This window comes from Paracoccus niistensis (assembly GCF_042432925.1).
GTDB lineage: Bacteria > Pseudomonadota > Alphaproteobacteria > Rhodobacterales > Rhodobacteraceae > Paracoccus > Paracoccus niistensis.
Window position 1 is genome coordinate 83,416 of sequence record NZ_JBHLWE010000038.1, and the last position, 25,202, is coordinate 108,617.

Annotated in this window: 28 protein-coding genes; 13 read left to right on the forward strand and 15 right to left on the reverse strand. The window is 70.9% G+C overall.

What is annotated here, in order from left to right; translation table 11 throughout:
• Window positions 1-9: 9 nt before the first annotated feature.
• From ACFFII_RS11900 to ACFFII_RS11910, 3 genes are all read right to left on the reverse strand, one after another.
• Window positions 10-1,812 carry a heme biosynthesis protein HemY gene (locus ACFFII_RS11900; protein ID WP_377699094.1) on the reverse strand — a complete coding sequence of 601 codons (1,803 nt, stop codon included), beginning with the start codon at window positions 1,810-1,812 and terminating at the stop codon, window positions 10-12.
• 11 nt (window positions 1,813-1,823) lie between these two features.
• Entirely contained in the window at window positions 1,824-3,728 is a 1,905-nt protein-coding gene (locus ACFFII_RS11905) for a hypothetical protein (RefSeq protein ID WP_377699095.1), read from the reverse strand.
• 125 nt (window positions 3,729-3,853) lie between these two features.
• Window positions 3,854-4,558, reverse strand: a complete 705-nt coding sequence (locus tag ACFFII_RS11910; RefSeq protein ID WP_377699096.1) for a uroporphyrinogen-III synthase — start codon at window positions 4,556-4,558, stop codon at window positions 3,854-3,856.
• A gap of 61 nt (window positions 4,559-4,619) precedes the next feature.
• On the opposite strand from ACFFII_RS11910, the gene tsaD reads away from it, so the two are divergent.
• From tsaD to ACFFII_RS11945, 7 genes are all read left to right on the forward strand, one after another.
• The gene (gene tsaD / locus ACFFII_RS11915) at window positions 4,620-5,684 is read left to right on the forward strand and encodes a tRNA (adenosine(37)-N6)-threonylcarbamoyltransferase complex transferase subunit TsaD (RefSeq protein ID WP_377699097.1); all 1,065 of its coding nucleotides are present in this window, start codon (window positions 4,620-4,622) and stop codon (window positions 5,682-5,684) included.
• Entirely contained in the window at window positions 5,681-6,613 is a 933-nt protein-coding gene (locus tag ACFFII_RS11920) for an NAD(P)H-dependent glycerol-3-phosphate dehydrogenase (RefSeq protein WP_377699098.1), read from the forward strand. The genes tsaD and ACFFII_RS11920 overlap by 4 nt, the downstream gene beginning before the upstream one ends.
• On the forward strand, window positions 6,613-6,885 hold the full coding sequence (locus ACFFII_RS11925; RefSeq protein ID WP_377699099.1) for a YciI family protein: 273 nt from the start codon (window positions 6,613-6,615) through the stop codon (window positions 6,883-6,885). Before ACFFII_RS11920 ends, ACFFII_RS11925 begins: the two co-directional genes overlap by 1 nt.
• Complete coding sequence (locus ACFFII_RS11930; protein ID WP_377699100.1) at window positions 6,882-7,301, forward strand: EVE domain-containing protein; 420 nt, start codon at window positions 6,882-6,884, stop codon at window positions 7,299-7,301. Before ACFFII_RS11925 ends, ACFFII_RS11930 begins: the two co-directional genes overlap by 4 nt.
• Before the next feature lie 4 nt (window positions 7,302-7,305).
• The gene (locus tag ACFFII_RS11935; RefSeq protein ID WP_377699101.1) at window positions 7,306-7,698 is read left to right on the forward strand and encodes a DUF1761 domain-containing protein; all 393 of its coding nucleotides are present in this window, start codon (window positions 7,306-7,308) and stop codon (window positions 7,696-7,698) included.
• A gap of 112 nt (window positions 7,699-7,810) precedes the next feature.
• Window positions 7,811-9,616, forward strand: a complete 1,806-nt coding sequence (locus tag ACFFII_RS11940; protein WP_377699102.1) for an ABC transporter transmembrane domain-containing protein — start codon at window positions 7,811-7,813, stop codon at window positions 9,614-9,616.
• A gap of 80 nt (window positions 9,617-9,696) precedes the next feature.
• Window positions 9,697-9,843, forward strand: a complete 147-nt coding sequence (locus tag ACFFII_RS11945; protein ID WP_377699103.1) for a hypothetical protein — start codon at window positions 9,697-9,699, stop codon at window positions 9,841-9,843.
• A gap of 6 nt (window positions 9,844-9,849) precedes the next feature.
• Here ACFFII_RS11945 and map read toward each other — a convergent pair whose 3' ends face one another.
• Window positions 9,850-10,650: a type I methionyl aminopeptidase gene (gene map, locus ACFFII_RS11950; RefSeq protein ID WP_377699104.1), complete on the reverse strand. Its 801-nt coding sequence runs from the start codon at window positions 10,648-10,650 to the stop codon at window positions 9,850-9,852.
• 99 nt (window positions 10,651-10,749) lie between these two features.
• On the opposite strand from map, the gene ACFFII_RS11955 reads away from it, so the two are divergent.
• Both ACFFII_RS11955 and ACFFII_RS11960 read left to right on the forward strand, forming a co-directional pair.
• Window positions 10,750-11,490, forward strand: a complete 741-nt coding sequence (locus ACFFII_RS11955; RefSeq protein ID WP_377699105.1) for a competence/damage-inducible protein A — start codon at window positions 10,750-10,752, stop codon at window positions 11,488-11,490.
• The gene (locus ACFFII_RS11960) at window positions 11,487-12,200 is read left to right on the forward strand and encodes a GNAT family N-acetyltransferase (RefSeq protein ID WP_377699106.1); all 714 of its coding nucleotides are present in this window, start codon (window positions 11,487-11,489) and stop codon (window positions 12,198-12,200) included. The genes ACFFII_RS11955 and ACFFII_RS11960 overlap by 4 nt, the downstream gene beginning before the upstream one ends.
• Before the next feature lie 4 nt (window positions 12,201-12,204).
• Here the strand turns inward: ACFFII_RS11960 and ACFFII_RS11965 are convergent, their stop codons facing one another.
• The 6 genes from ACFFII_RS11965 to cls form a co-directional block, all read right to left on the reverse strand.
• Window positions 12,205-12,588, reverse strand: coding sequence for a hypothetical protein (locus ACFFII_RS11965; RefSeq protein ID WP_090755055.1), 384 nt, complete (start codon window positions 12,586-12,588; stop codon window positions 12,205-12,207).
• Window positions 12,589-12,596: 8 nt separating this feature from the next.
• Entirely contained in the window at window positions 12,597-13,382 is a 786-nt protein-coding gene (locus ACFFII_RS11970; RefSeq protein ID WP_377699107.1) for a DUF6478 family protein, read from the reverse strand.
• A 16-nt stretch (window positions 13,383-13,398) separates the two neighbouring features.
• Window positions 13,399-15,132, reverse strand: coding sequence for a dihydroxy-acid dehydratase (ilvD, locus tag ACFFII_RS11975; protein WP_377699108.1), 1,734 nt, complete (start codon window positions 15,130-15,132; stop codon window positions 13,399-13,401).
• 67 nt (window positions 15,133-15,199) lie between these two features.
• The gene (locus tag ACFFII_RS11980; RefSeq protein WP_377699109.1) at window positions 15,200-15,517 is read right to left on the reverse strand and encodes a branched-chain amino acid transport AzlD family protein; all 318 of its coding nucleotides are present in this window, start codon (window positions 15,515-15,517) and stop codon (window positions 15,200-15,202) included.
• Window positions 15,514-16,197 carry an AzlC family ABC transporter permease gene (locus tag ACFFII_RS11985; RefSeq protein WP_377699110.1) on the reverse strand — a complete coding sequence of 228 codons (684 nt, stop codon included), beginning with the start codon at window positions 16,195-16,197 and terminating at the stop codon, window positions 15,514-15,516. Before ACFFII_RS11985 ends, ACFFII_RS11980 begins: the two co-directional genes overlap by 4 nt.
• A 39-nt stretch (window positions 16,198-16,236) precedes the next feature.
• Window positions 16,237-17,664 carry a cardiolipin synthase gene (cls, locus tag ACFFII_RS11990; protein WP_377699111.1) on the reverse strand — a complete coding sequence of 476 codons (1,428 nt, stop codon included), beginning with the start codon at window positions 17,662-17,664 and terminating at the stop codon, window positions 16,237-16,239.
• Window positions 17,665-17,755: 91 nt separating this feature from the next.
• On the opposite strand from cls, the gene accD reads away from it, so the two are divergent.
• A complete protein-coding gene (gene accD / locus ACFFII_RS11995) occupies window positions 17,756-18,745 on the forward strand; it encodes an acetyl-CoA carboxylase, carboxyltransferase subunit beta (protein WP_377699112.1) in 990 nt (329 codons plus the stop codon).
• Between the two features lies 1 nt (window position 18,746).
• On the forward strand, window positions 18,747-20,018 hold the full coding sequence (locus tag ACFFII_RS12000; RefSeq protein WP_377699113.1) for a bifunctional folylpolyglutamate synthase/dihydrofolate synthase: 1,272 nt from the start codon (window positions 18,747-18,749) through the stop codon (window positions 20,016-20,018).
• Between the two features lie 170 nt (window positions 20,019-20,188).
• On the opposite strand, the gene zapE is transcribed toward ACFFII_RS12000, so the two are convergent.
• The 4 genes from zapE to ccmI all read right to left on the reverse strand — a co-directional run bounded on the left by zapE (window position 20,189) and on the right by ccmI (window position 23,387).
• Window positions 20,189-21,310, reverse strand: a complete 1,122-nt coding sequence (gene zapE, locus ACFFII_RS12005) for a cell division protein ZapE (RefSeq protein ID WP_377699114.1) — start codon at window positions 21,308-21,310, stop codon at window positions 20,189-20,191.
• Between the two features lie 210 nt (window positions 21,311-21,520).
• Window positions 21,521-21,694, reverse strand: a complete 174-nt coding sequence (locus ACFFII_RS12010; RefSeq protein WP_377699115.1) for a DUF1289 domain-containing protein — start codon at window positions 21,692-21,694, stop codon at window positions 21,521-21,523.
• A complete protein-coding gene (ruvX, locus tag ACFFII_RS12015) occupies window positions 21,691-22,158 on the reverse strand; it encodes a Holliday junction resolvase RuvX (protein WP_377699116.1) in 468 nt (155 codons plus the stop codon). The genes ACFFII_RS12010 and ruvX overlap by 4 nt, the downstream gene beginning before the upstream one ends.
• Window positions 22,155-23,387: a c-type cytochrome biogenesis protein CcmI gene (gene ccmI, locus ACFFII_RS12020; RefSeq protein ID WP_377699117.1), complete on the reverse strand. Its 1,233-nt coding sequence runs from the start codon at window positions 23,385-23,387 to the stop codon at window positions 22,155-22,157. Before ccmI ends, ruvX begins: the two co-directional genes overlap by 4 nt.
• Before the next feature lie 271 nt (window positions 23,388-23,658).
• Between ccmI and ACFFII_RS12025 the strand changes: the two genes are divergently transcribed.
• Window positions 23,659-23,835 carry a hypothetical protein gene (locus ACFFII_RS12025; protein ID WP_377699118.1) on the forward strand — a complete coding sequence of 59 codons (177 nt, stop codon included), beginning with the start codon at window positions 23,659-23,661 and terminating at the stop codon, window positions 23,833-23,835.
• A 111-nt stretch (window positions 23,836-23,946) separates the two neighbouring features.
• Complete coding sequence (locus ACFFII_RS12030) at window positions 23,947-24,231, forward strand: hypothetical protein (RefSeq protein WP_377699119.1); 285 nt, start codon at window positions 23,947-23,949, stop codon at window positions 24,229-24,231.
• A 225-nt stretch (window positions 24,232-24,456) separates the two neighbouring features.
• Here the strand turns inward: ACFFII_RS12030 and ACFFII_RS12035 are convergent, their stop codons facing one another.
• Complete coding sequence (locus tag ACFFII_RS12035) at window positions 24,457-25,056, reverse strand: superoxide dismutase (RefSeq protein WP_377699120.1); 600 nt, start codon at window positions 25,054-25,056, stop codon at window positions 24,457-24,459.
• Window positions 25,057-25,202: the final 146 nt, after the last annotated feature.

Sequence of the window (25,202 nt, forward strand, 5' to 3'; positions counted from 1 at the left end):
AAAAGGGGGTCAGCGCATTTCCTGCCCCGGTGACGTCAAGGGCTCGACATCCGGCCGCACCGGGGGCTCGCCCGCAGCTGGCTCGATCACCTCGACGGTGACAACGGTCGGCGCCTCGGCCGCGGCGGGCACCGGGTCCACGGGGGGCTGCGGAACTGCTCCTGCCGTGGTTGCCGGTGCCTGCCGTTCTGGACCGGTCATCCCGGGGGTCAAGGGCTCGGCCCGCGCCACGTCGCGCCGCGGTTTTCCCTCCGCCGGCGTCTCGCGGTGGGTCACGGTCGAGGAGGGCTCGTAGTCCGAATCACGCTCGACCATGCCGGGCCGGACGGGGCGGGGTGCCGGGCGCTGCGGCTTGGGTGCGGGCAGGGGCAGCGAAACCTCGGCCGCCTCCGGGTCATCCTGGGCCCCCGCAGCGTCCGCCGCGTGCTGGGGACGGCCGACGATCAAGGGCAGCATCTCGACCCCGTTGCCCGCCATCGCCATGCGCGAGTCGACCGGGGGCTCGCGCCATGTCAGCGTGTCGAAGCCGTGGCAGCTGTCACAGACGGGCGACCATTCGGCCATGATGTTGTGGCAGTTGTCGCAGACCCACTGCGGGCCCCGGCTGGCGTTCATTGCGCGCGCGAGCCAGCCGCGCACCACGCTGTCGTCCGCGCCCGAGCCGCGCTCCACCGCCGCCATGATCGCGATGGACCGCACGGTCGGATGGGTGTCGGCGATGTCGCCCAGCGCGCGGCGGGCGGCGGGGAAGTCCTCGGCCGCCAGCGCGAGCTCCGCACGAAGCAGGCGCGATTCCTCGTGGTCGGGGTTCTGGCGGATCAGGTCCTCGAAGCGGCGCATCCGCTGTGCGGGCGTCTCGTCCGGCACGATCTCGGCATAGGCGGCCGCCAGCGCGGGATGGGGCTGCGCGCCCCAGGCCTTCTGCAGCAGGCGGCTGGCGTTGCGGGTGTCCTTCTGCGCCAGATAGCTGCGCGCGGCCAGCACCGCCGCCGGTACCAAGTCGGGAGAGGCCTTGTTGGCGCTGATCGCGGCCTCGCGCGCGCTGATGGAATTGCCGTGGGCCAGCACCTCGGACGCCTCTTGCAGCGCCAGCACGGCGTCGCGCCGGATCGCCACGTCCTTGGGCAGCGCGCCCTGCTTCCGCTTGTCCTTGAGCGTCGAGCGCGCACCCTTCCAGTCATGGGCACGGGTCTGCAGCGTCAGCAGGGTGTCCTGAAGCCCTGTGTTGGTGGGCTTGATCGCATAGGCCTTTTCGGCCAGCCGCAGCGCGGTTTCGGTGTCGCCCATCACAAGGCGCTGCTGCATCAGCCCGCGGATGCCGACAAAGCGGGTACGGTTGTCGGCCAGCATCGCGCGATAGACCTGCTCGGCATGAGTGGCGTCGCCCGCCGTCTCGGCGGCCTGGGCGGCCAGCAGGTTGGTCAGGTGCGGCTGGTCAAGGTACTTGGCGGCGCGCTTGGCATGGTCCTGCGCCAGCCGGCCCTCCCCCGAGGCGACGGCCAGCATCCCCTCGGCCAGCGCCTGGTACCCGCGGCGTTCACGGGTGCGGTCGAAGTAACGGTGGATTGCGGTGCGGTCGCCCGCGAGGAAGCGCAGAAAGGCCAGGACCAGCCGCAATGCCTGCACGGCCAGCCAGGCGAGGAACAGCGCCACGACGGCGGCGATCGCGGCCTGCACGGGTCCCAGCGTGTATTCGACGCCGTTGAACTGGATCAGCAGAGGCTCGCCATGTTCGGCCAGGTACATCGCCCCCAGCGCCGCCGCCAGCACGACGGCGAAGAAGAAGGTGACCTTGAGAAGCGTAAGCAGCATCGGCGGGAACCTCAGTTGGACGGGGCTGCGGCAGCGTCGGCCGGCGGCGTGTCGGGTTGATGCAGGGGCACGGTGGCCGTGATGACCGGCGGCGTGGGGCGGAGTGCCGCGCCCGTGGGTGCCGGTTCGGCGGCCGGGGCGGAAGGTCCGGAAGGGGCGGCTGCTTCGGCGGTCCCCGCCTCGGGCTCGGGTTCGGAGGGCGCTTCGGCGGCCACGGCATCGGCGGCAGGGGCAGGGGCAGGCCGGGCGGCCGCCTCGGACGGCGTGGCAGTTGCGTCAGGGGCCGCGTCTTCCGCCCAAGGTGCAGCCGGGGCGACCAGCGCGCCAAGGGCGGATTGCGCCGCGACATAGGCCTGCGCCTGCGCGGTCCAGTCGGCCATCGCGGGACGTGCGGCTTCGGGCAGGGCGTCCAGTTCGTTCAGGGCGGCCCCGATCTGGCCGCGCTCGACCGCCGCGCCTGCGCGCGACAGGACCGCATCGGCGTCCGAGCCCTCGCGCGGCGCGACCGAGCGGGCCCCGGTCTGGGCGCGCAGGAAGTTCCCGATGATGCTGCCCTGTCCCTCGGCCGCCTCGGCCTGCAGCGAGGCGCGCACGGCGGCGCGCGCGGCAGGCGGGAAGGCGGCGACAAGCTCGTCCAGCGTCGGCACCTGGGCCGTCAGGGCAGGGGGCGGCGTCATGCCCGCGTCCTCAAGCTGCGCCAGCGCGGCGGAAGGCGAGTCGCCGGACTGCAGCGCCTCGCCGATCGCCAGCGCGGCCGAAGCGGCCTGGGCGCGGCGGGCGGCGTCCTCGGCCGACTGCGCCAGCGCCGTGGCGCGCGATTCCGCCTCTGCCAGCCGCGCCTGGGCCTCGTCGGCGGCGGTGGAGAGGCGCTGGGACAGGGTGTCGGCCTCGGCAGCAAGCGCGTTCAGCCGCTCGACCGCAGCTGCATCGACCACAGGACGCTGCGCCAGTTCGGCGATCTGGGCCGCTTGGGCTTCGATCTGCTGCTGGAGAGGGGCCAGATCGACCGCAGGCGTGTCGCGCAGGGTGGTGACGGTCTGCTCCAGCGCCGCGAGTCGCGCGGCCTGTTCCTCGGTTGCCGACTGCAGGGGGGCAAGGTCCACGGTCTGGGCGGGCACGCTCCGCAGGGCGGTCACGGCCTCGTCCAGCGTGGCAAGTTGCTGTGCCTGGGCGGCGAGTGTCGTCGCGACGGAAGGGTCGGCGCCCGGTGCAGCGGGGGCTTCGGCCAGCAGCTTGGCGGCGGCATCGGCTCCCGCCTGGCGGGCCTGTTCGACCAGAGGGCCACCCTGGTCCGCAAGGCTGGCGCCTGCGGCCTGGGTCGCGGCCTCCGAGGCGGCCTGCCGGGCGGCCTCGACGGCGCGGGCCTCGATCTCGGCCGCCTGCCGCTCCATCTCGGCGCGCAGGGCCTCGGCGCCGACGGTGTTCGCGAAGGGGGCGGGCTGCCATGCGGGCGGCAGGCGCGGCACGGCCCACCACGCCGCGCCGGCGCCCAGCGCCGCCGCGATAACGCCGCCGAGGAACAGGGGCATGAAGCCGCCCCGGCGCCGAGGCGCGGGCGTCCGGGTGCTGCCGGCATCGCTGGAGGCCGTGGTCGGGGGCGCGGGCCGCGTCACCGCCGGAATGGCCGAGCGGGTTTCCGTCGCCTCGATCGGGGACTCCGACCCCGCACCCGCCTTGTCGCCATCAGGCATGTCGATCGTGACCGGCCGTTCGGGACTGTCCTCGTCCATGGACCGCCGGGACATGGCCGGACGGTCGCCGTTCTCGCCCACCAACGCCGACTCGATGGGCGGCGCGGGCGGCACCTCGGCGCTTGCGGAATCGGGTGCCGACGCCTCGTGCGAGGGCAGGGCCGTGCCGGGGGCCGCCGGCTCGGGGCGGCGGTGCGGTGCGGCGTCGTCGGAGCGGTCGGTCATGGCGCGGCGATCCCTTGAAGTTCCCGGTGGCAACCCAGCCCCCGGTGCGGTCGAAAACCCTGGCAGAAGACACGCCGCTGAAGGCGGCGCGGTGGCGCCAACCCTAGACGGGCGCGTCGGCCTGCTCAACCCGCGCCGAGGGGCGCGCGTTCCGCATCGAGCAGGCGGTGAATGGCATGAACAATCCCTTCCGCGTCAGGCCTGTCCGCGACCTCGGAGCGCAGGGGGGCGCGCGTCCAGGCCCCGGCCCAGGCGACCTCGGCGGCGGGGCTGATCGGCGCGATCCACAGCGGCGCGGTTGCGTCCCGCGCCGCCTCTGCCGCCAGCCGGGCCGAGCGGGGCGAGAACAGCGGCAGGATCACCGGCGCAGCGCCCTGCAGCAAGGCCGCGCCCTCGGGCGGCAAGGGCAGGGCCTGCTGGTCATAGACGACGACACCCGGCATCGGCAGCCGCGCCGCCAGATGCGCGCCATGCGGATGCACCCAGCCCGGCCCAAGGTCCTGCAGCATCGGCATCAGCCCGGCCGCGTCGCCCGGCCCCTCGGTCACGTCGAATCCCGCCGCCCGGGCGCGCTCGGCCGTCCGGGGACCGACGCAGAAGGCCGGGCGTCCCGCGCCGGGACCGGCAAAGGGCACCGCGTTTTCCGAGGTGAAGACCAGCCCCTTTGCCCGGTCCAGCGCCTGCGCATCATGGGGCACGGGCACGATCCGCTGCAGGGGCGCGACGACGCAGCGCAGGCCCAACCCTGCGATCTGCCCGGCAAAGCGGCGTCCGGCGGGTTCGGGCCGCGTGATCAGGACCGCGGGTGGCAGGGGGGCGGGCTCTCGCATGGCGTTTCCTTCGGGCCGGTGCTAACCCCCGATAAGCCGCAGCCTTCCCGCGAATTCAACCATGCCCCTGACCGTCCTTGGCATCGAAAGCAGTTGCGACGACACCGCCGCCGCCGTGGTGGCCGACGAGGGCCGCGTGCTGTCCTCGGTCGTCTTCGGCCAGGCGGCGCTGCACGCGGATTTCGGCGGCGTGGTCCCCGAGATCGCCGCCCGTGCCCATGCCGAGCGGCTGGACCTTTGCGTCGAGGCGGCGCTGGAACAGGCGGGCGTGACCCTGCGCGACCTCGATGCCATCGCCGTGACGGCGGGGCCGGGTCTGATCGGGGGCGTCATGGCGGGGGTGATGCTGGCCAAGGGGCTGGCCGCCGGGACCGGGCTGCCGCTGGTCGGGGTCAACCACCTTGCCGGGCACGCGCTGACGCCCCGGCTGACGGACGGGATCGGCTTTCCCTATCTCATGCTGCTCGTCTCGGGCGGGCATTGCCAGTTCCTGCGCGTCTCGGGCCCCGAGGCGTTCACCCGTCTGGGCGGCACCATCGACGACGCGCCCGGCGAGGCCTTCGACAAGGTTGCGAAGCTCTTGGGCCTGCCCCAGCCGGGAGGCCCTTCGGTCGAGGCAGAGGCGGCGAAGGGCGACCCCGCCGCCGTGCCCCTGCCGCGCCCCCTGCTGGACCGCCCCGGCTGCGACATGAGCTTTTCGGGCCTCAAGACTGCCGTGCTGCGGGTCCGCGATCAGGCAGTCGCCGCCGAGGGGGGGCTGCGCGAAACCCTGCGTGCCGACATCTGCGCCTCCTTTCAGCAAGCCGTGGCCGAGGTGCTGGCCGAGAAAACCCGCCGTGCCTTGGTGCAGGCCGACGTGCCGGTGGTTGCCGTCGCAGGCGGAGTCGCGGCCAACCGGACCATCCGCGCGGCGCTGGAGCAGGTGGCAGAGGAAGCAGGCGTCCGCTTCCTTGCGCCTCCGCTGGCGCTTTGCACCGACAATGCGGCAATGATCGCCTGGGCGGGGATCGAGCGGTTCCGCTTGGGCCATCGCGACGGCATGGACCTGGCTGCCCGTCCCCGCTGGCCCCTGGATCAGAGCGCCGCGCCGATGCTGGGCGCGGGCAAGCGGGGGGCCAAGGCATGAGCATCGCCGTTCTTGGGGCAGGAGCCTTCGGCACGGCGCTTGCTGTCGCACTGTCGGCCAAGGGGCCGGTGGCGCTGTGGGGGCGGCGGATCGAGTGGCGAGAAGAAAACCCCCTGCTGCCCGGCGTCACCCTGCCCGCCAGTGTAAGCGTGACGGAGTCCTTGCCGGACGCCGAGGTCCTGCTGGTCGCCATTCCCGCGCAGGCTTTGGGCGGCTTTCTGTCCGGCCACGGCGCGCGGCTGGACGGCCGGGCGCTGGTCAGCTGCGCCAAGGGGATCGATCTGGCCACCGGCCGCTCGCCTGCGCGGATGCTGGCCGAGGCGTGCCCTGACGCGACCGTGGCGGTCCTGACCGGCCCCAGCTTTGCCGCCGACATCGCGCGGGGGCTGCCAACCGCGCTGACGCTTGCCTGCGCGGACAGGCAGGCGGGGCATGAACTGCAGCATGCGCTCTCCACCCCCGTTCTGCGCCTTTACCGCACGACCGACGTGACGGGGGCGGAACTCGGCGGCGCGCTGAAGAACGTCATCGCCATCGCGGCGGGCGTCGCCATCGGCGCGGGCTTGGGCGATTCCGCCCGCGCCGCCATCATCACGCGCGGTTTTGCGGAAATGACCCGCTTTGCCGCCGCGAAGGGCGCGGACGCCGAAACGCTGACCGGCCTGTCGGGCCTGGGCGACCTGATCCTGACCGCAACCTCGGAACAGTCGCGCAACTTCCGATACGGCCTGGCGCTGGGCCGGGCCGAGGCGTTCGATCCCGATGTCACCGTGGAAGGCGCGGCCACCGCCCGCGCCGTCGCCGCAATCGCCGCGCGCGAGGGGATCGAGATGCCCGTCTCGACCCTGATCGCCGGGCTTGCCGGGGGCCGCGTCGGCGTTAAACAGGCGGTGGAGCTTCTGCTCGCACGCCCGCTCAAGGAGGAATGATGCCGCTGTTTGCCGTGATCTGCCGGGACAAGCCCGGTCGCCTGGATGCCCGCCTGACCACGCGCGAGGCGCATCTCGCCTGGCTGAACGGATCGGGCCGGGTGCAGCTGGCCGGACCCTTCCTTGAGGATGGCAATCCCTGCGGCTCGCTGCTGATCGTCGAGGCGGACGACCTTGACGCGGCCAAGGCATGGGTCGCGGAAGACCCCTATGCGGCCGCCGATGTCTTCGACTCGGTCGAGGTCATGGCCTGGCGCAAGGCCATCGGATGAACCTCTGGCTCTTCAAGTCCGAGCCGGACGTGTTTTCCTGGGACGACCTCGTCGCGAAGGGTGACGCGGGCGAGGAATGGGACGGCGTCCGCAGCCATCAGGCCCGCAACCTGATGCGCGAGATGAAGGTGGGCGACCGGGGGTTCTTTTATCACTCGAACCTGGGCAAGGCCGTCGTCGGCATCGTCGAGGTGATCGCCGAGGCACATCCCGACTCGACCGCCGCCGACCCGAAATGGGAATGCGTGGACATCCGGGCGGTCGAGCCTCTGCCACGCGCCGTGGGTCTGGCCGAGATCAAGGCGGACCCGCGCTTTGCCGAGATGGTGCTGGTCAGGAACTCGCGCCTGTCGGTCCAGCCGGTGAAGCCCGAGGAATGGGACACGGTGCTGGCGCTTTCGGGCGCGAAGGGGTGAGAGCATGGAACTGATGATCGTCATTGCCGCCGCCGTCCTCGCCTGGGTGGTCGGCGCGATCTGGTATCGGCTGAACGACCGGGTCTACAGCAACGCCTCGGCCCTGCAGGTGCAGAACATCGGCCACCCGCTGTCGCGGTCGGTCACGCCCTACCTGCTGGCGGGCGTGGCGCTGGTCGCCATCGCGGCGATGATCCGCATCCTTTACGTGCGCGCGGGCATCGACGGGGTCGTCCCGGGCCTCGGCTGGGGCGCGGGGATCGGCGCGGCCATCGTCGCGCCCTGGTTCTTCATCACCAACACCTATTCGCCCCGGCCCATGGTGATGACCCTGATCGACATGGGTTATGCGGTGCTGGCCTGCGCGGTGATGGGCGCGATCATGGGCGGCGTCTGAGGCAACTTCCCGCACCAAGGGGGGGCGTCAGGGCAGGATGCCGCATGGCTATGGGTTGCCCCAGGGCGGCCCAATGCCTACACCATCCCGGACCCAGCGCCGGAGCAAGCCCTTGGCCCGCCAACCCAAGCCGACGATCGACCGCCCGACCACCCGCCGCATCGGTGCGCTGAGGGCGCTCTGGCCCTTCCTGCGCCCCTACCGGACGATGATGGCGGCGGCGCTGGTGGCGCTGCTGGCCACCGCGGCTGTCAGCCTGGTCCTGCCCATCGCCGTCCGGCGCATCGTGGACGGCTTCGACCAGGGGGCAAAGCTTCTCGACCAGTATTTCCTCGCGGCCCTCGGCATCGCCGCCGCCTTGGCTATCGGCACGGCGCTGCGTTACGCGCTGGTCACGCGGCTGGGCGAGCGCGTCGTGGCCGACATCCGCCGTGCCGTCTTCTACCGGGTGATCGGTCTTTCGCCATCCTTCTTCGAGCGGGTGATGACGGGCGAGATCATCAGCCGCATTACGACTGACACGACGCTGATCCTGTCGGTGCTGTCCAGTTCCGTCTCGCTGGCGCTGCGCCAGACCATCGTGGTGATCGGCGGGCTGGTGATGCTGCTCATCACCTCGCCCAAGCTGACGGGCCTGCTGTTCCTGCTGGTTCCGGTGGTGATCGTGCCGATCATCGTGCTGGGCCGACGCCTGCGGGTGCTGTCGCGCGAAAGCCAGGACTGGATCGCGAACTCGTCGGGCACCGCCTCGGAAGCCCTGCTGGCGGCGCAGACCGTCCAGGCCTTCACCGCCGAGGCGCCCACCCGCGCCGCCTTCGCCCGCGTGACCGAGACCGCCTTCGGCTCGGCCGAGCGGCGCATCCGCATCCGCGCGGTGATGACGGCGCTGGTGATCTTCCTGATCTTCGCGGGCGTGGTGGGCGTCCTCTGGGTCGGCGCGCGGGACGTGCGCGCCGAGGTCATGACCGTGGGCGAATTGGTGCAGTTCGTGATCTACGCCGTCCTCGTCGCCGGATCGCTGGGCGCGCTGTCGGAAATCTGGGGCGAGCTTCAGCGCGCCGCCGGTGCCACCGAGCGTCTGGGCGACCTGCTGGCGACCGAGGACACGCTGCGCGATCCTGCCAAGCCCGTGCCGCTGCCCCGCCCGGTCGCGGGCCGCATCGACTTCGACGCGGTGAGCTTCCGCTATCCCACCCGCCCCGACATCTCGGCATTGGACGACGTGACGCTGGCGATCCGCCCGGGCGAGACAGTGGCGCTGGTCGGCCCCTCGGGCGCGGGCAAGACCACCGTGGTGCAGCTGATCCAGCGCTTCTGGGATCCCGACCATGGCCGCGTCCGCATCGACGGCATCGACCTGCGCGACATGGCCCGCGACGATTTCCGCCGCGCCATCGCCCTTGTGCCACAGGACCCGGTGATCTTCGCCACCACCGCGCGCGACAACATCCGCTTCGGCCAGCCCGGCGCGACGGACGCGCAGATCGAGGCCGCCGCCCGCGCCGCCAATGCCCATGACTTCATCATGTCGCTGCCAGAGGGCTACGACACCCAGCTGGGCGAGCGCGGCGTGATGCTGTCGGGCGGCCAGAAGCAGCGCATCGCCATCGCCCGCGCGATCCTGCGCGACGCGCCGATCCTGCTGCTGGACGAGGCGACAAGCGCGCTGGACGCGCAATCCGAACGTCTGGTGCAGGACGCCATCGATGCCCTGGCGCAAGGACGCACGACGATCATCGTGGCCCACCGGCTGGCGACCGTGAAGAAGGCCGACCGGATCGTGGTGATGGAAGGGGGCCGCATCGTCCAGCAGGGCACGCATGAGGAACTGGTGGCGCAGGGCGGGCTTTACGCGCGGCTCGCGCGGCTCCAGTTCACCGACGGACCGGTCGAGGTGCCGGCTCCTGTCCCGGCGTGAGGCCTCGGGCCAAAGCGGCGCGCTGAAACTTCGGCGCGCCGGATGCATTGAGCCAGTCCCATCCCGAAGGAAGACTGGTCATGTCCTATCGCCGCAACATCAAGACCGCCCTGAAGGTCGCGCGCCTTGTTATCCGCAACCGCAAGACCGTGGCGCTGGCCGTGACCACCCTGGCCGGGCTTGCGGCCAAGGGCGCGGTCAGGCTGACCAAGAGCCCGAAACGCTGAACGGCCTCAGATCGCGGGGAAATACCTGCCCGCCGGCGACAGGGTGAAGATCTCGCAGCCGTCGGCGGTCACGCCCACGGCATGTTCGAACTGCGCCGACAGCGACTTGTCGCGGGTGACGGCGGTCCAGTCATCGGCCAGCACCTTGGTCTCGGGGCGGCCGAGGTTGATCATGGGCTCGATGGTGAAGAACATCCCTTCTTCCAGCTTCGGTCCCTTGCCGGGGCGGCCGAAGTGCAGGACGTTCGGCGGCGCGTGGAAGACGCGCCCGATGCCGTGGCCGCAGAAGTCGCGCACGACCGACATGCGGTGGCCCTCGGCATAGGTCTGGATCGCCGCGCCGATGTCGCCGAAGGTCGCGCCGGGACGGACGGCCTCGATCCCCTTCATCAGCGCGTCATGGGTCACCTGGATCAGCCGCTTTGCCTTCACCGAGGGGGTGCCCGCGACATACATGCGGCTGGAATCCCCGAACCAGCCATCCAGGATCACGGTCACGTCGATGTTCAGGATGTCGCCGTCCACCAGCCGCTTGTCGCCCGGGATGCCGTGGCAGACAACGTGGTTCACGCTGATGCAACTGGCGTGCTGGTAGCCGCGATAGCCGATGGTGGCACTGGTTGCGCCCAGTTCCTCGACCCGGGTGCGGATGAAATCGTCGATCTCGCCCGTGGTGGTGCCGGGGAAGACGCGCTCGCCCACCTCGTCCAGGATCCGGGCGGTCAGGCGCCCGGCAGCATGCATGCCCTCGAAGTCCTCGCGGGTGTGGATGCGGATTCCCTCGGGGGTGACGCGGGCTTCGTTCATCGGGCAGTCCTTTCGCTTGACTTGCCAGATAGTCCCGGAAGGCCACTTGTTCCAGTCCCGCGCGCTGGCAATATGGCGGCCGAACAGAAAGGCAGCCCCATGCAGTCCGACAATCCCACCGCCGCCATCCTGCTGATCGGGGACGAGATCCTGTCCGGCCGCACCCGCGATGCCAATGCCCATCACCTTGCGGGCATCCTGAACGCGGTGGGCATCGACCTGCGCGAAATCCGCGTGGTGGCCGACGACCACGACGCGATCGTGGCGGCGATCCGGGCGCTGGACCGGCAGCTGGGCGGCGACTGGGACATGGTCTTCAGTTCGGGGGGGATCGGGCCGACCCATGACGACATCACCGCCGACGCGGTCGCCGATGCCTATGGCGTGCCTCTGGAGATCAACGCCGAGGCGAAGCGCGTGATGGAGGAGCGCTGGAACCGCCTTGGCACTCCCGTCACCGAAAGCCGCCTGCGCATGGCCCGCATCCCCGTCGGCGCGACCCTGATCGAGAATGCCGAGTCGGCTGCCCCCGGCTTTTCCATCGGCGGGCTGCATGTCATGGCCGGGGTGCCGTCCGTCTTCCGCAGCATGGTCGAGGCGCTGCTGCCCCGCCTGACCCCCGGCCGTCCGCCCGTGTCGGAAACGATCCGGGTCGAGCGCCCGGAATCCGAGATCGCCGACGGCTTGCGAGAGGTCGCGCGCAGCTATCCCCGGCTGTCGCTGGGCAGCTATCCGTTCACCGAGGAGGGACGCTACGGCACGAACCTGGTGATCCGGGGCCTCGACGCGGAGGAGGTGGCGCAGGCCCGCGCCGCACTGGTCGCACGGCTGGCCCTGTGATCTCGCCCCAGTTCGAGGCGGCTTGGACGGCTACATGGCCGGCCGCCGAATACGCGCGCGAGGGGGCTTTCGTGGTCGCGCGCGGCGAGGGCGGAGGCGGCCGCGTCAGCGCCGCCCGTGCCGTCGCCGACTGGTCCGAAGCCGACATCGCCGCAGCCGAGGCCCGGCACCATGCCTGGGGCCAGCCGCTGCTGTTCTCGGTGGACGCCGGGGACCGCGTCCTGGCCGAGGTGCTGGCGGCGCGCGGCTATCGGGAAGCTGATCCGACGCTCGTTCTTTCTGCGCCGCTGCCCGTCCTGACCGAGCCGCCGATCCCGCCCGTCACGGCGATGGACTGCTGGCCGCCGCTGGCGATCCAGCGCGACCTGTGGGCGCAGACCGGCATCGGTCCCGAAAGGCAGGCGATCATCGATCGCGCCGGACACCCCAAGGCCGCGATCCTTGGGCGCACCAAGGACCGCGCAGCGGGCGTGGGTTTTGTCGCGGTGCATGGGCGCCATGCCATGCTGCACGCGCTGGCGGTACTGCCGGAATGGCGGGGCCGGGGGCGGGGGACCTGGATGGTCCGGCGCGCCGCCCGTTTCGGACTGGAGCACGGGGCGCAGGACCTGACCCTGGCGGTGACGGCGGCAAACGCGCCCGCGCGCGCGATGTATGAGCGGCTGGGCTTCGCCCAGGTGGGCGCCTACGCCTATTGGCGGCGGGACTGAGTCCTCAGTCGGTCGCCAGCCGCCGGAACTCGCGCTTGAGCAGGTCCAGCTCGGCCCGCAGCAGGTCGATCTCGGCACGCAGGTCGCCGTCCAGTCCCTCGCCCGCCAGCAGGGGCAGGTAGCCGACGCGCCGGGCGCCGGGCCGCGGCGCCTCCAGCCCCTCGCCGTCGTCGGCGATCAGCATGTAGGTCTGCATCCCCTCGGCCAGGGTCTCGGCGGGGACGCGCGCGCGGATGCGCCACAGGCCCTCGCCCTCGGGCTCGACCTCGGCCAGCCCGACGGTGCGGCCGCTCAGGGTCAGCGCGATCCGGGCGGGCGCCTCGTCGATGTGCAGCGCGCCTTCCCAGACGCCGCCCTTCAGGCCCAGCGAAGCGAAATTCCCGATCATCTCACCCTCTATACATCCGCGCGCAGGTGGCGCGACAGGAACAGGTCGCGGATTCGGACCGAGTTCATCTGCGGCGCCTCGAAGATCAGGTCGAGCCACATCCGCTCGAGCCGCCGTTCGTTGATGTCGAGATAATGCAGGTCGAACTCGATCACCCGCGTCGTTGACACCCCCGGCACCAGGTCGCCCAGGTGGCGCAGCAGGTCGTCGGTGTTGGGACCGTGGCCGACGTTCAGCCGGGCGTAGATGCTCATGGGGCGCTCGACACCCAGCGTGGCGTCCAGCCGGACGATATGGGACCGCGTCAGTCCGTCCAGGCTTTCCGGGGGCAGGTTGATCGCCACCGAAAGGTAGCTGCCCGCGAAGCCAAGCGTTTCCAGTTGCAGCCCGTAGGGCGCAAGGTCCGCCGCGCTGCGGTTGGGGATCTGGCGCAGGATCAGCGCCCGGGCCGAGCAGTCGTGCCAGACGGCGGCTTCCTCGCCCAGGCCCTCGCCGCTGGCCGGGGCCGCGATGCCCGTGGGCGCGATCCGGGACGACAGGAACGAGGGCCGCCAGCGCCAGTCGGTGCCGGCGGGCAGGTTCAGCACGTCGGCGGAGCGCGCCGCCCCGTCCAGCCGCAGTTGCGCCCGCGACAGGAAGCGGTCGAGACTGCGGCGCAGTTCCTGTCCCTCGGCCTGAAGCGAGCGGAGGGCGTGGCGGCTCAGGCTGCCGGTATCCGCCGCCATCTCGGACCATTGCGCCGCCGCCCGGCGCCGCACCCGGTTTGCCACCCATCTGCGCGGACGAAACGCCATGCCGGGCCCTCTGCCGTCACTGGTCCATGTAGATATGGGTTTCCGCCTGCGCCCCCGGATGGGTGACCGCGCCATAACGGGCCGATCCGACGAGCCTGGCGTATTTCCACAGCGCGCCGGATGCATAGTCGGTGTTGCGCGGCCCGGCCCATTCCGCCTTGCGGCGGGCGAGTTCCTCGTCGGACAGGTCGACCGAGATCGTGCCCTCGATGGCGTTCAGCGTGATCATGTCGCCGTCGCGGACCAGCGCGATGGGGCCGCCATGCGCGGCCTCGGGGCCGACATGGCCCACGCAGAAGCCGCGCGTCGCGCCCGAGAAACGTCCGTCGGTGATCAGCGCGACCTTCTTGCCCATGCCCTGGCCGGACAGCGCGGCGGTGGTGGCCAGCATCTCGCGCATCCCCGGGCCGCCTGCGGGGCCTTCGTTGCGGATCACGATGACCTCGCCTTCCTTGTAGGTGCGCGCCTGGACGGCGGCAAAGGCGTCCTCTTCGCATTCGAAGACGCGGGCGGGGCCGGTGAAGACCTGCTCGGCCTCGCTCATGCCCGCGACCTTCACGATGGCCCCGTCAGGGGCGAGGTTGCCCTTCAGCCCGACGACGCCGCCGGTCTGGGTCAGGGGCGTGGCGACGGGGTGGATGACCTTGCCGTCGGGCTCGCCGCGGATCTCCTCCAGTTCCTCGCCCAGGGTGCGGCCCGAGGCGGTGATGCAGTCGAGATGCAGCAGGCCCGCGCGGGCCAGTTCCTTCATCACGACCGGGATGCCGCCGACCTCGTAAAGGTCCTTCGCCACATATTCGCCGCCCGGACGCAGGTTCACGAAATAGGGCGTGTCGTGGAAGATGTCGCAGACGTCGAACAGGTCGAAGTCGATCCCCGCCTCATGCGCGATGGCGGGCAGGTGCAGGCCGCCGTTGGTGGACCCGCCGGTGCAGGCCACGACGCGGGCGGCGTTCTCCAGCGACTTGCGGGTGACGATGTCGCGGGCGCGGATGTTCTTCTCGATCAGGTTCATGACCGCCACGCCCGAGGCGTCGCAGAACTGGTCGCGGCTTTCATAGGGCGCAGGGGCACCCGAGGAGTTCAGCAGCGCCAGCCCGATCGCCTCCGACACGCAGGCCATGGTGTTGGCGGTGTATTGTGCCCCGCAGGCGCCCGAGGACGGGCAGGCCACGCGTTCCATGATGTCCAGTTCCGCGTCCGAGATCAGGCCCGCCGCGTGCTTGCCCGCCGCCTCGAACATGTCCTGCACGGTGATGTCGCGGCCCTGATAGCGGCCGGGAAGGATCGAGCCGCCGTAGATGAACACGCTCGGCACGTTCAGCCGCACCATCGCCATCATCATCCCCGGCAGCGACTTGTCGCAGCCCGCCAGCCCCACGAGCGCGTCATAGCAATGCCCGCGCATGGTCAGTTCGACCGTGTCCGCGATGGCATCGCGCGAGGCCAGCGAGGACCGCATCCCCTCGTGCCCCATGGCGATGCCGTCGGTCACGGTGATGGTGGTGAACTCGCGCGGCGTGCCGCCGCCCTTCTTGACGCCCATCTTCACCGACTGCGCCTGGCGGTTCAGCGAGATGTTGCAGGGCGCGGCCTCGTTCCAGCAGGTGGCGACGCCGACCAGGGGCTGGTGGATCTCCTCCTCGGACAGGCCCATCGCGTAAAGATAGCTGCGGTGCGCGGCACGCGCGGGCCCCTCGGTCACGTGACGGCTGGGCAGTCTCGACTTGTCGAAGCGCGTGTTGTGCATGGCTATCCCCCTTGGCTTGGCATCGGGAATAGTCGCGCGCGGCAGGGCGGGCAAGGGCAAGGGTCGTTCAGATCGACAACCAGTAGGCGAGAACGCCCGCCACCGTCGCAAGCCCCGCGTCCCGCCGCCACAGCATCGCCGCCGCCGCGGCAAGGGCGCCCAGCGAGAAGGGGCGCAGGCTGCCGCTGGCGACTGCCGCCCGCGCCTCGGGCAGCAGCACCGCGACCGCGATGGCGGCGAGGATGCAGGGCCCCAGTGCGTCGAGCCATGCGGGCGGCGGCGTGTCGGGCGTCCCGCTGCGGCGGTCGCGCAGCAAGGGCAGGGCGCGGGTGAGATAGGTCACCGCACCGATCACGACGAAGGCCGCCCAGAGCGCCCCGGTCATCGGAACCACCGCGCGGAAAGGCAGGCGAGCGCGCCGCCGGGAATGGCCAGCTTGTCGTGGCCGGTCAAAACCGCCAGCGCGGCGATACCGGCGGCGAGCGCAACCGGCACCGCGACCTCGCGCCGGATGGAGCCGAGCATCAGCCCGATGAACAGCGCGGGCAGGGCAAAGCCCATGGCGGCGGCGGCCGATTCGCTTGTCTGCCGCAGGGCGTCGCCCGCAGCCGCGCCGATGAGGCTGCCGCCGGTCCAAGCGGCCCATGCGGTCAGCGCCACGGCGATCAGCCAGCGCCCGCTCGGCCTCCAGCCGTTGGCGGTCGCCGCCAATGCGGTGGCGAAGACCTCGTCGGTCAGGCCGAGGGCGAAGACCGCGCGCCGGGTGCGGTCCGCGGCGATGCGGCTGCGCAGGACGAGGCCGTAAAGCAGGTGCCGCAGGCTTGCCGCGCTGGTCAGCAGGATCATCAGCGGAATCGCCATCCCTGCCGGGATGGCCGCCAGCAGGAAGGCCTGGTTCGCGCCGGAGAAGACGATGGCCGACATGGCGCCGACCTCGGCCACGCCAAGTCCGATGCCGGTCGCGGCGGCGCCGAAGGCGAAGGCCGCGGGCAGGTAGCCCACGGCGATAGGCATGGCCGCGCGCAGCCCGGCGCGGAAGCTGTCAGGGGGCAGATCCTGTCTCATGGCCGCCCTGTGCCACCCGCAGGGGTGATGTTCCAGCCGTCACAGCAGCGGCGCGGCCAGCGCAAGGATATTGTTGCGAAGCCGCCGCCACCAGGGCCAGCGGCGCACCTCGGCCAGCGTCAGCAGGCGCGAGCGAGCAACGTAGCTGCGCTGGCGCTCGTCCAGTTCGGCGGTCAGGGCCGCGTCCACGACCATCAGGTTCAGCTCGTAGTTCAGCTCGAAGCTGCGGCGGTCGAGGTTGGCGCTGCCCAGCATCGCCATGCTGCCGTCCACGGTGATGATCTTGGAATGGATCAGTCCGCCCCGGAACAGACGCATCTCGACGCCCGAGGACAGAAGCCCGTGCCAGAGGCCCTCGCTGGTGGCGTTGACGAACAGCGAATCGTTCCGTTCGGGCAGGATCAGCGTGACCCGCACGCCGCGCCGCGCGACGGTGCGGATGGCGGCATCCAGCGGCTGCTCGGGGACGTAATAGGGCGTGGTGATCGTCAGCCGGTCGCGCGCCGAATGGATCAGCGTCGTGATGGTGTCCGACATCGACGCCTGCCGCCGGTCGGGGCCTGTGGCGATCACCTGCGCGATGGCGCCCGGATGCGCGCGGGCGCCCGCGCCGTCCAGCATGTGGCTGAGATCCTGGCCCGTGTAGCTCATCCAGTCGGCCAGGAAGGCCGTCTGCATCTGGCGCACGACCGGCCCCTCGATCCGCACGAGGATGTCGATCCAGGGGGCGAAGCGCGGCTTGATGGCAAAGGCCATGTCGGCGCAGTTGCGGCTGCCGGTGAAGGCCACGGCATTGTCGATCACCACGATCTTGCGGTGATTGCGCAGGTCGATCCGCTGGAACAGGACCTGCAGGAAGGGATAGACCACCGGATAGGCCGCCCGGCATTCCACCCCCGCCGCCTTCATCCGCGCCCAGTGATCGGACCGCAGCAGCAGGCGCGAGCCGACCGCGTCCACGATCACACGAACCGCGACGCCGCGCCGGGCCGCGCGGATGCAGGCCTCGGCCACACGGACACCCGAGCGGTCGGGCAGCCAGATGTAGAACAGCAGATGCGCGTGGTCGCGGGCGGCCTCGACCTCGGCCGCGATAGCCTCGATGGCGCTGTCATCCTCGGCCAGAAGATGCAACTCGTTGCCCTCGACCGCCGAAAAGCCGCCCACCGCGCGGCCCGACTGCAGCACAGGCCTGGCCTGGCCGGGCAGGGCGGTCAGGTCATGGGGCCCGCGCCGCCAGCGTCCGCTCAGCCGTTCGCGCACGTGACGCCGCGTCCGAAGATAGCCCCGGCGCAGGCGGATTTCCCCGAACAGGACATAGGCCGCAATGCCCACAAGCGGCACCACGACGATCATCAGCACCCAGGCCAGCCTGACCGGAGGTTCCAGCCGGGGCCGCATCAGCACCCGGGCCGACACGGACAAGGCCGCCGCGGCATGGAGGATGATCGGCACGTCCGCCCACATGGTCCGGCAGCTTGCCAAGACGGCGCGCGATTGCAATAGCGCGGTCCCCGGCATATTTCGGCCCGACGCCGGGAAAACGCCGAGGGCCGCCATGAACTGGATCACCAACTACGTCCGCCCGCGCATCAACTCGCTGTTCTCGCGGCGGGAGGTGCCCGAGAACCTGTGGACCAAGTGCCCGGAATGCGGGACGATGCTGTTCCACCGCGAACTGGCCGACAATCTCAACGTCTGCACGAATTGCGACCATCACCTGTCGATCAGCCCGCGGGCGCGCTTCACCGCGCTGTTCGATGGCGGCGTCTTTGTCGAGGTCAAGGTGCCCGAGCCGGTGGCCGATCCGCTGGGCTTCAAGGACCAGAAGAAATACCCCGACCGCCTGAAATCCGCGCAGAAGTCCTCGGGCGAGCGTGATGCGATGCTGGTGGCCGAGGGCGAGATGGGCCGCACGCCCATCGTGGCGGCGGCGCAGAACTTCGACTTCATGGCCGGATCGATGGGCATGTATGTCGGCAATGCCATCATCGCGGCGGCGAAGCGCGCGGTCGAGTTGAAGCGGCCGCTGGTGCTGTTTTCCGCCTCGGGCGGGGCGCGGATGCAGGAAGGCATCCTGTCCTTGATGCAGATGCCCCGCACCACTGTCGCCGTGCAGATGCTGAAGGAAGCGCGGCTGCCCTACATCGTCGTGCTGACCCATCCGACGACCGGGGGCGTGACCGCCAGCTACGCCATGCTGGGCGACATCCAGATCGCCGAGCCCAACGCCCTGATCTGCTTCGCCGGGCCGCGTGTGATCGAGCAGACCATCCGCGAGAAGCTGCCCGAGGGCTTCCAGCGCGCCGAATACCTGCTGGAACACGGGATGCTGGACCGCGTGACGCATCGCAAGAAGCTGCGCGAGGAACTGATCTCGATCCTGCGGATGCTGACGGGCCAGTCCGCGCCCGTTGTGGCCGACCTGCCCGCTCCGGGCGTGCTGCCCTCGGCCCTGCCGGATGCGCCCGAAGCGTCGGACCCGCCCGCCGGATCCCTCGCCCCCGAGGCCGAACCGGCGCCCGAAGCGGTTGCCGCGCGGGATTGACGTGAGCGGGGCGACCGACGCGATCCTGCAGCGGCTGACCACGCTGCATCCCAAGGTCATCGACCTGTCGCTGGACCGGATGCGGCGGCTTCTGGCCGACCTGGGCGACCCGCAGGACCGGGTGCCCCCGGTGATCCACGTGGCGGGAACGAATGGCAAGGGCTCGACCCAGGCCTTCATCCGCACCGGGCTGGAAGCGGCGGGGCTGCGCGTCCACGCCTATACCTCGCCGCATCTCGCCTTCTTCAATGAGCGTATCCGGCTGGCAGGCGAGTTGATCGGCGACGAGATGCTGGCCGAGACGCTGGCCGAGGTCGAGGCGGTGAACGCCGGGCGCCCCATCACCTTCTTCGAGGTGACGACCGCCGCGGGCTTCCTCGCCTTCTCGCGTGTGCCCGCCGATTACACGCTGCTGGAAGTGGGCCTGGGCGGACGTCTGGACGCGACAAACGTGGTCGAGGCGCCGCGCCTGACCGTCATCACCCCTGTCAGCATCGACCACACGCAATACCTGGGCGACACGCTTCCCCAGATCGCGGGCGAGAAGGCGGGCATCCTCAAGCGCCGGGTGCCCTGCGTGGTCGCCCGCCAGCCCCACGAGGCTCTGGCGGTGATCGAGAGCAAGGCCGCCCGCCTCGGCTGTCGCCTGTCCGTCGCGGGCCAGCACTGGACCGTCGCGCGCGAAGGCGATGCCTTGGTCTATCAGGATGAGCGCGGGCTTCTGGACCTGCCGCTGCCGGCGCTGCCGGGGCCGCACCAGGTCGAGAACGCCGGCACCGCCATCGCGGCCCTGCGCGAGCTGGGCTTCGGGCAGGCCGAGGCCTCTGCCGCAATGGCACGGGTCGAATGGCCCGCCCGGATGCAGCGCCTGACGCGCGGGCCTCTGGTTCACACGGCAGGGACGTGCGAGCTGTGGCTCGACGGCGGCCACAACCCGGCGGGGGGCGAGGCGGTCGCCGCGACGCTGGCCGCCATGCCGCGCAAGCCCACGCATCTGGTCTGCGGAATGCTGAACACCAAGGACGTCACGGGCTACATGCGCCCGCTCGCGCCGCAGGTCGAGAGCCTGACCGCCGTCACCATCGAGGGCGAGGCCGCGACCCTGCCCGCCGAGGCGACCGCCGCCGCCGCCGAAGGCGCGGGCATCCGGGCCACGACCGCGCCCGGCGTGACCGACGCCGTCACGGCCCTTGCCCGGCAGCATCCGGGCGCGCGCCTCCTGATCTGCGGCTCGCTGTATCTCGCGGGGCGGGTGCTGCGCGAAAACGGCTGAGCCGTGCCGCCCCAGCGGCGCGGTCGATTTCCCATGCGGACATCTCGCCGGATCGGGCGGTGCGAACCTTGCGCCCTGCCAATCAAGGCCGGGCAGGCGCTTCTTCCTGACCCGAATACCCTTGTCGAGCGCGACGACCCGACAAGCGCCGATGCCTTTGGAGAGCGCTCCTACGACGCCTTGCCCCAACCAGCGCCCTGCATCTCGCGCAGGCGGCTGGCGGTGCGCTCGAACTCGAACGCGCCGGTGCCGGTGGGGTAAAGCGCCTCGGGCTCGGCGGCGGCGCTGGCGTGAAGGCGCACCTTGGCCTCGTAAAGCGCGTCGATCAGCGTCACGAAGCGCTTGGCGCGGTCGTGGTTCGCGGGGCCGAGCGTCGGGATGCCGTCGATCAGCAGCGCGTCGAAGGCCTCGGCCATGGCGAGGTAGTCCGCGGGGCCCAGCGGCTTGCCGCACAGGTCCTCGAAGCCCGCACGCGCCACACGGCCCGACGCGGCGGGGATCGTCACGCTGCGGCCATTCACGGCCAGGTCGCGCGGCCGAGGCGCGGCTCCGCCGGTCAGGTCGGCCCAGACCTCGTCCAGCGCCTCTGCCGCGCCAGCGTCCGCGGGCGTGAACCAGACCTCGCTGCCTGCCCGGCGGCCCTGCCGGTGGTCGCGCGGGGATTCGAGATGCAGCACCTGCATCCGGTCCCGGATCAGCGCGATGAAGGGCAGAAACAGCTGCCGGTTCAGCCCGTCCTTGTAAAGGTCCTCGGGTACCCGGTTCGAGGTCGTGACCACCACCACGCCACGGTCGAACAGCACCTGGAACAGCCGCCCGACGATCATCGCGTCGGCGATGTCGGTGACCTGCATCTCGTCGAAGCAGAACAGCCGGGTCTGGGCGGCGATGGCCTCGGCCACGGGACGCACGACGTCCTGGTCGCCGCGCGCGCGGGCCTCGTTCAGTCCGGCCTGAACCTCCTGCATGAACTCGTGGAAATGGACGCGACGCTTCCCGGGGATGGGAGCCGTCTCCATCACCAGGTCCATCAGCATCGACTTGCCGCGCCCTACGCCCCCCCACAGGTAGATACCCCGGCGTGACGGATCGGGCGGCGGGTTGGCCTTGGCCCCGAAGATGCGCCCCAGAAGCCCGCCGGGCTTGCTGGCCGGATGCGGCCGCGCCAGTGCCGCGGCCAGCCGGTCAAACGCGGGAAGCACGGCGCGCTGGGCGGCGTCGTCCTTGATGGCGCCGTCCGCGACACGACGGTCATAGGCGGCGGTGACGGGATGCGAGACGGAATGGGCCATGGCCCGAGCCGTGCCAAAGAACGGGCGCGCCCGCAAGGCCGCCTGTCGTGGTGGTCAAGCGGGAATAATGCGTGCGCTGCCGATGAATGGGGCCCTGACCCCGTTCATCCCAGGATATTCAGACGAGGAAGAAGCCCTGATGTCAGTGCCACATGGCAATGTCGTGCCGCGCGGCCGGCTTTCTTCAGGCGGCAGGTTCCAGGTTCGGCCTCAAGGCTCCACGCCGCCCGCCACGGACTCGATCCGCCGCAGGACGTCCCGCTTTTCCTTGTCGCTCATCCGGCCCCAGCGGGCGATCTCGTCCAGTGTGCGCAGGCAGCCGGCGCAGACCCGCGTAACGGGGTCCAGCGCGCAGAGCTTTCGGCAGGGGCTTTCGACGCTCATGCGAGATGGCGCAGGCGATCCAGCGCGCCTTGCAGGATATAGCCCGCCGCGACCTGGTCGATGACCTCGGCCCGTTTGCGGCGCGAGGCGTCGGCTTCCAGCAGGGCGCGTTCGGCGGCGACCGTGGACAGGCGCTCGTCCCAGAAGGCCAGGGGCAGGGGCGTCAGCCGTTCAAGATTGCGGGCGAAGGCGCGGGTGGACTGGACACGCGGCCCCTCGCTACCGTCCATGTTCAGGGGCAGGCCCAGCACCAGTCCCACGAGGCCGCGGTCCGACGCGATCCGCAGAAGCTCTGCCGCGTCCAGCGTGAACTTCTGCCGGCGGATCACCGTCAGGGGCGAGGCGACCTGCCGCAGCCCGTCGCTGACCGCGATGCCGATGGTCTTGGTGCCCAGGTCCAGCCCGGCGATGGCGCCGATGCGGGGCAGGGCGGCGGCGAAATCCTCGAAGACCGTGCAGATCATGGGGCGGACAGCCCCACCTCGGCGGCGGCGGCCTCGATCACGGCGCTCGCATCGGGCGTGGCGCCGAAGCGGGTGCGGGCCTCGGCCAGGATCTCGCGCGCATGGGGCTCGTTGCCGATGCGGACCAGCGAGGTGATGAGCCGCGCCCATTCCTCGGGCGTGCCGCCTTCGGTCGCAAGCCGGGTTTCCAGGTTCTGGACCATGCCCGCGATCATCTGCTGTCGTTCCTCGGGCGTCATGTCGCCTGCCGCCGCCATCGTGTCGGCATCGGGGCCGGGCAGGGCAGAAGCGGATGGGACCTCGGGCGGGACATAGTCCGGCTGCCCGGCCAGCCAGGCGAGGTCAGGGATCAGCTGACGGATCGGACCCATCCAGGGAGCGCCGGCAGGGCCGGTTTCCAGCAGGTCGCGCCAGATGCCGAAGGCGATGTCGGGGCGGTCGTTCTGGGCATACATCAGTCCCTGCAGGTAACGTGCCTGACCGTCTGCGGGGTCGATCCGCAGCGCCGCCTCGATCTGCGCGCGTGCCTCGGCCGAGACAAACCCGCCCGCCGCCTCGATCATCAGCGCGGCTAGGCGGGTGTGATCCAGCCCCTGGACCTCGGAGCCCCGGATGGCGATCAGCCGTTCCTGTGCCTGCCGGGCGGCGGCGCTGTTGCCCAGCCGCGCCTCGTGCTCGGCCAGAAGGGCAAGGCCCCGCGCGTCGTCGGGGCGCTGGGCCACGGCGGCGCGCAACTGCTCGATCAGGCGCAGGTAGTCGGGATCGGCCTGGGGCTTCGGGCGTTCGGGCGCGCGGGCCTCGGCATCGGCCTGGGTGGGAAGGTCGCGCAGCCGCTCGTCGGCGGCGGCGATGCGCGCGCCCAGCGGCAGGTCGGGCATCGCCGGGGCGCCCAGCCGCCAGTAGACGGCGGCGCTGGCAGCCAGCGCGGCAACCAGCAGCACGGCCGCGATCACGGGGCGCGAACCCCGGCCCTGTGGCACGGCCTGCCGGACCATGGCGCGGTCGGCGTCAAGGATCTTGCGCCCGATCTCGGTCCGCAGCCGCTCGGCCTCGATCTCGGTCAGCACGCCCCGCGCGACGTCCCGGTCCACCTCGCGCAGCTGGTCGCGATAAACGCCCAGATCATAGGCCGCGGCCGGCTCTGCCACGGGGGCGGAGCTTCGGAAGAAGGGCCGCAGGATCGCCGCCGCCACCATCGCCGTCATTGCCGCCGTCAGGATCCAGAACATCGCCGCCTCGCTTTCTTGACGGACCAGATAAGGAATAACCCGGCCGGGCGAAAGCGGCCGGACGCCGCAGAGGGCATTGCGAAGGCAGGGCCCGCAGCGCCGGAGCCTGGTTTCGGCAGCTTCTCTCCCTGTAATTGGGCGTCGCTGGGACAAGCGGCCGCCCTGCCGGAGGCTTCATGGATGAATGCGTGACGACGGGGTGATGCGTTGATCCCGGCTGGGAAACCCGCGCCGGGCCGCAGGCGTTTGGGAATCGCAAGGAGAGTCGATCATGGCAACCCGCAACCCGTCGAACAGGAACCTCTGGATCATCGCAGCCCTGGTGGTGCTCAGCGCCGCCATCCTTGCCTGGTTCCTGGGCTCGGGCAGCCTGCCGGGCGCCAGTGTCGCGGATGTCGGGATAGCCCCGCCGCCCGGCCCGGTCACGGCGCAGGCCGGTGGCACCTGAGCGGCGCGCCCGGCTGAACGAAGTCACGCCGCGTCCTGCAAGATGGTTCGCAGGGCGCGGTCCAGGCCGGCCGAGCCCGGCGATCAATGTCCAACGTGCAGAGGTCCTTTCATGGCAAATTCCGGCAATCCCCGAACCGGCAGCGGTATCAATCCCTGGACGCTTGTCATCGCCGCCGCCGCCGTCATCCTGGTGATCGTCCTGTTCTTCCTGTTCGCCCCGCTGCAGGATCCTGTTCCCAGCCCCGACAGCCCGGTGGCGACAGGAGCCGTGGGCGAGCCCGCCGGAGTCACCGGCCAGACCAGCGCCGCCCAGCCCGGCGCACCCGGCGCGGCCCCGGCGAACCCGGACCTCGCGCCCGGAACGGGGACCGACGTCACCCGCGGAAGCAACTGAGGCGGGGTGCGGCCGTCCGGCCGGTGCCGGGCGGATGTCTGCCTTGGTGGCGGGCCGGTGGGGCCGCTTGCAGGCACGGGGGCTTTGCCCCCCGGCCCCTGCGGATCCTCCCCCCCCCAAGGATATTTGGGCGAAGAAGAACGCCCCTGGGGCGATAGGCGACTGGCGCAAAGAAAAGGGGCCCGCCGGATGGCGGGCCCCTGTCGCATTCCGGGTGTCCGTGGCTCACATCCGCGAGGCGACGTTTTCCCAGTTCACGAGGTTCTCCAGGAAGTTTTCCAAGTACTTCGGCCGGGCATTGCGGAAGTCGATGTAGTAGGAATGCTCCCACACGTCGCAACCCAGAAGCGCCGTCTGGCCCTTGCAGAGCGGGTTCACGCCGTTTTCCGTCTTGGTGACTTCCAGCCCGCCCTGGCCGTTGCGGACCAGCCAGACCCAGCCCGAGCCGAACTGGCCGACCCCGCCTTCCGTGAACTTCTTCTTGAACTCAGCGACCGAGCCGAAGGATTCGATCAGCGCGGCTTCCAGGTTGCCGGGGATCTTGCCAGGGTTCGGGCCCATCATTTCCCAGAACTGGGCGTGGTTCCAGTGCTGGCTGGCGTTGTTGAAGATGCCGTTCTGGGCGACCGCGCCTTCCTGGTAGGTGCCCTTGACGATCTCTTCGAGCGAGGCGTTTTCCCACTCGGTGCCCGCGATCAGTTCGTTCAGCTTGTCCACATAGGCCTTGTGGTGCTTGTCGTGGTGGAACTCGAGCGTCTCCCTCGACATCCCGCCGCTCGCCAGGGCGTCATGGGAATAAGGCAGGTCGGGAAGGGTGAAAGCCATGTTCGCAGTCCTTTCAGGGATTTGTCTGGTGCGTCGGAACGCAGTCTCGCCGCCGCGACAACGCCTTGCAAGGGGCAGCGGTTCCTTGCAGGTCTGCGGCAAGGAATCCGCGCGGGCGTTGGCAAACCGCCCTGCGCGTGTGTAGA

Coding starts and splice junctions, on each gene's coding strand:
- ruvX (WP_377699116.1), bottom strand. CDS start 22,158: ATGATCTGCACGGTCTTCGAGGATTTCGCCGCCGCCCTGCCCCGCATC.
- ACFFII_RS12035 (WP_377699120.1), bottom strand. CDS start 25,056: ATGGCTTTCACCCTTCCCGACCTGCCTTATTCCCATGACGCCCTGGCG.
- ACFFII_RS11935 (WP_377699101.1), top strand. CDS start 7,306: ATGGAACTGATGATCGTCATTGCCGCCGCCGTCCTCGCCTGGGTGGTC.
- ilvD (WP_377699108.1), bottom strand. CDS start 15,132: ATGCACAACACGCGCTTCGACAAGTCGAGACTGCCCAGCCGTCACGTG.
- ACFFII_RS11905 (WP_377699095.1), bottom strand. CDS start 3,728: ATGACCGACCGCTCCGACGACGCCGCACCGCACCGCCGCCCCGAGCCG.
- ACFFII_RS11965 (WP_090755055.1), bottom strand. CDS start 12,588: ATGATCGGGAATTTCGCTTCGCTGGGCCTGAAGGGCGGCGTCTGGGAA.
- ACFFII_RS11925 (WP_377699099.1), top strand. CDS start 6,613: ATGCCGCTGTTTGCCGTGATCTGCCGGGACAAGCCCGGTCGCCTGGAT.
- ACFFII_RS11955 (WP_377699105.1), top strand. CDS start 10,750: ATGCAGTCCGACAATCCCACCGCCGCCATCCTGCTGATCGGGGACGAG.
- cls (WP_377699111.1), bottom strand. CDS start 17,664: ATGTGGGCGGACGTGCCGATCATCCTCCATGCCGCGGCGGCCTTGTCC.
- ACFFII_RS12030 (WP_377699119.1), top strand. CDS start 23,947: ATGGCAAATTCCGGCAATCCCCGAACCGGCAGCGGTATCAATCCCTGG.
- ACFFII_RS12010 (WP_377699115.1), bottom strand. CDS start 21,694: ATGAGCGTCGAAAGCCCCTGCCGAAAGCTCTGCGCGCTGGACCCCGTT.
- map (WP_377699104.1), bottom strand. CDS start 10,650: ATGAACGAAGCCCGCGTCACCCCCGAGGGAATCCGCATCCACACCCGC.
- ACFFII_RS11930 (WP_377699100.1), top strand. CDS start 6,882: ATGAACCTCTGGCTCTTCAAGTCCGAGCCGGACGTGTTTTCCTGGGAC.
- ACFFII_RS11980 (WP_377699109.1), bottom strand. CDS start 15,517: ATGACCGGGGCGCTCTGGGCGGCCTTCGTCGTGATCGGTGCGGTGACC.
- accD (WP_377699112.1), top strand. CDS start 17,756: ATGAACTGGATCACCAACTACGTCCGCCCGCGCATCAACTCGCTGTTC.
- ACFFII_RS11945 (WP_377699103.1), top strand. CDS start 9,697: ATGTCCTATCGCCGCAACATCAAGACCGCCCTGAAGGTCGCGCGCCTT.
- ccmI (WP_377699117.1), bottom strand. CDS start 23,387: ATGTTCTGGATCCTGACGGCGGCAATGACGGCGATGGTGGCGGCGGCG.
- ACFFII_RS11985 (WP_377699110.1), bottom strand. CDS start 16,197: ATGAGACAGGATCTGCCCCCTGACAGCTTCCGCGCCGGGCTGCGCGCG.
- ACFFII_RS11920 (WP_377699098.1), top strand. CDS start 5,681: ATGAGCATCGCCGTTCTTGGGGCAGGAGCCTTCGGCACGGCGCTTGCT.
- ACFFII_RS11910 (WP_377699096.1), bottom strand. CDS start 4,558: ATGCGAGAGCCCGCCCCCCTGCCACCCGCGGTCCTGATCACGCGGCCC.
- tsaD (WP_377699097.1), top strand. CDS start 4,620: ATGCCCCTGACCGTCCTTGGCATCGAAAGCAGTTGCGACGACACCGCC.
- zapE (WP_377699114.1), bottom strand. CDS start 21,310: ATGGCCCATTCCGTCTCGCATCCCGTCACCGCCGCCTATGACCGTCGT.
- ACFFII_RS12025 (WP_377699118.1), top strand. CDS start 23,659: ATGGCAACCCGCAACCCGTCGAACAGGAACCTCTGGATCATCGCAGCC.
- ACFFII_RS11900 (WP_377699094.1), bottom strand. CDS start 1,812: ATGCTGCTTACGCTTCTCAAGGTCACCTTCTTCTTCGCCGTCGTGCTG.
- ACFFII_RS11970 (WP_377699107.1), bottom strand. CDS start 13,382: ATGGCGTTTCGTCCGCGCAGATGGGTGGCAAACCGGGTGCGGCGCCGG.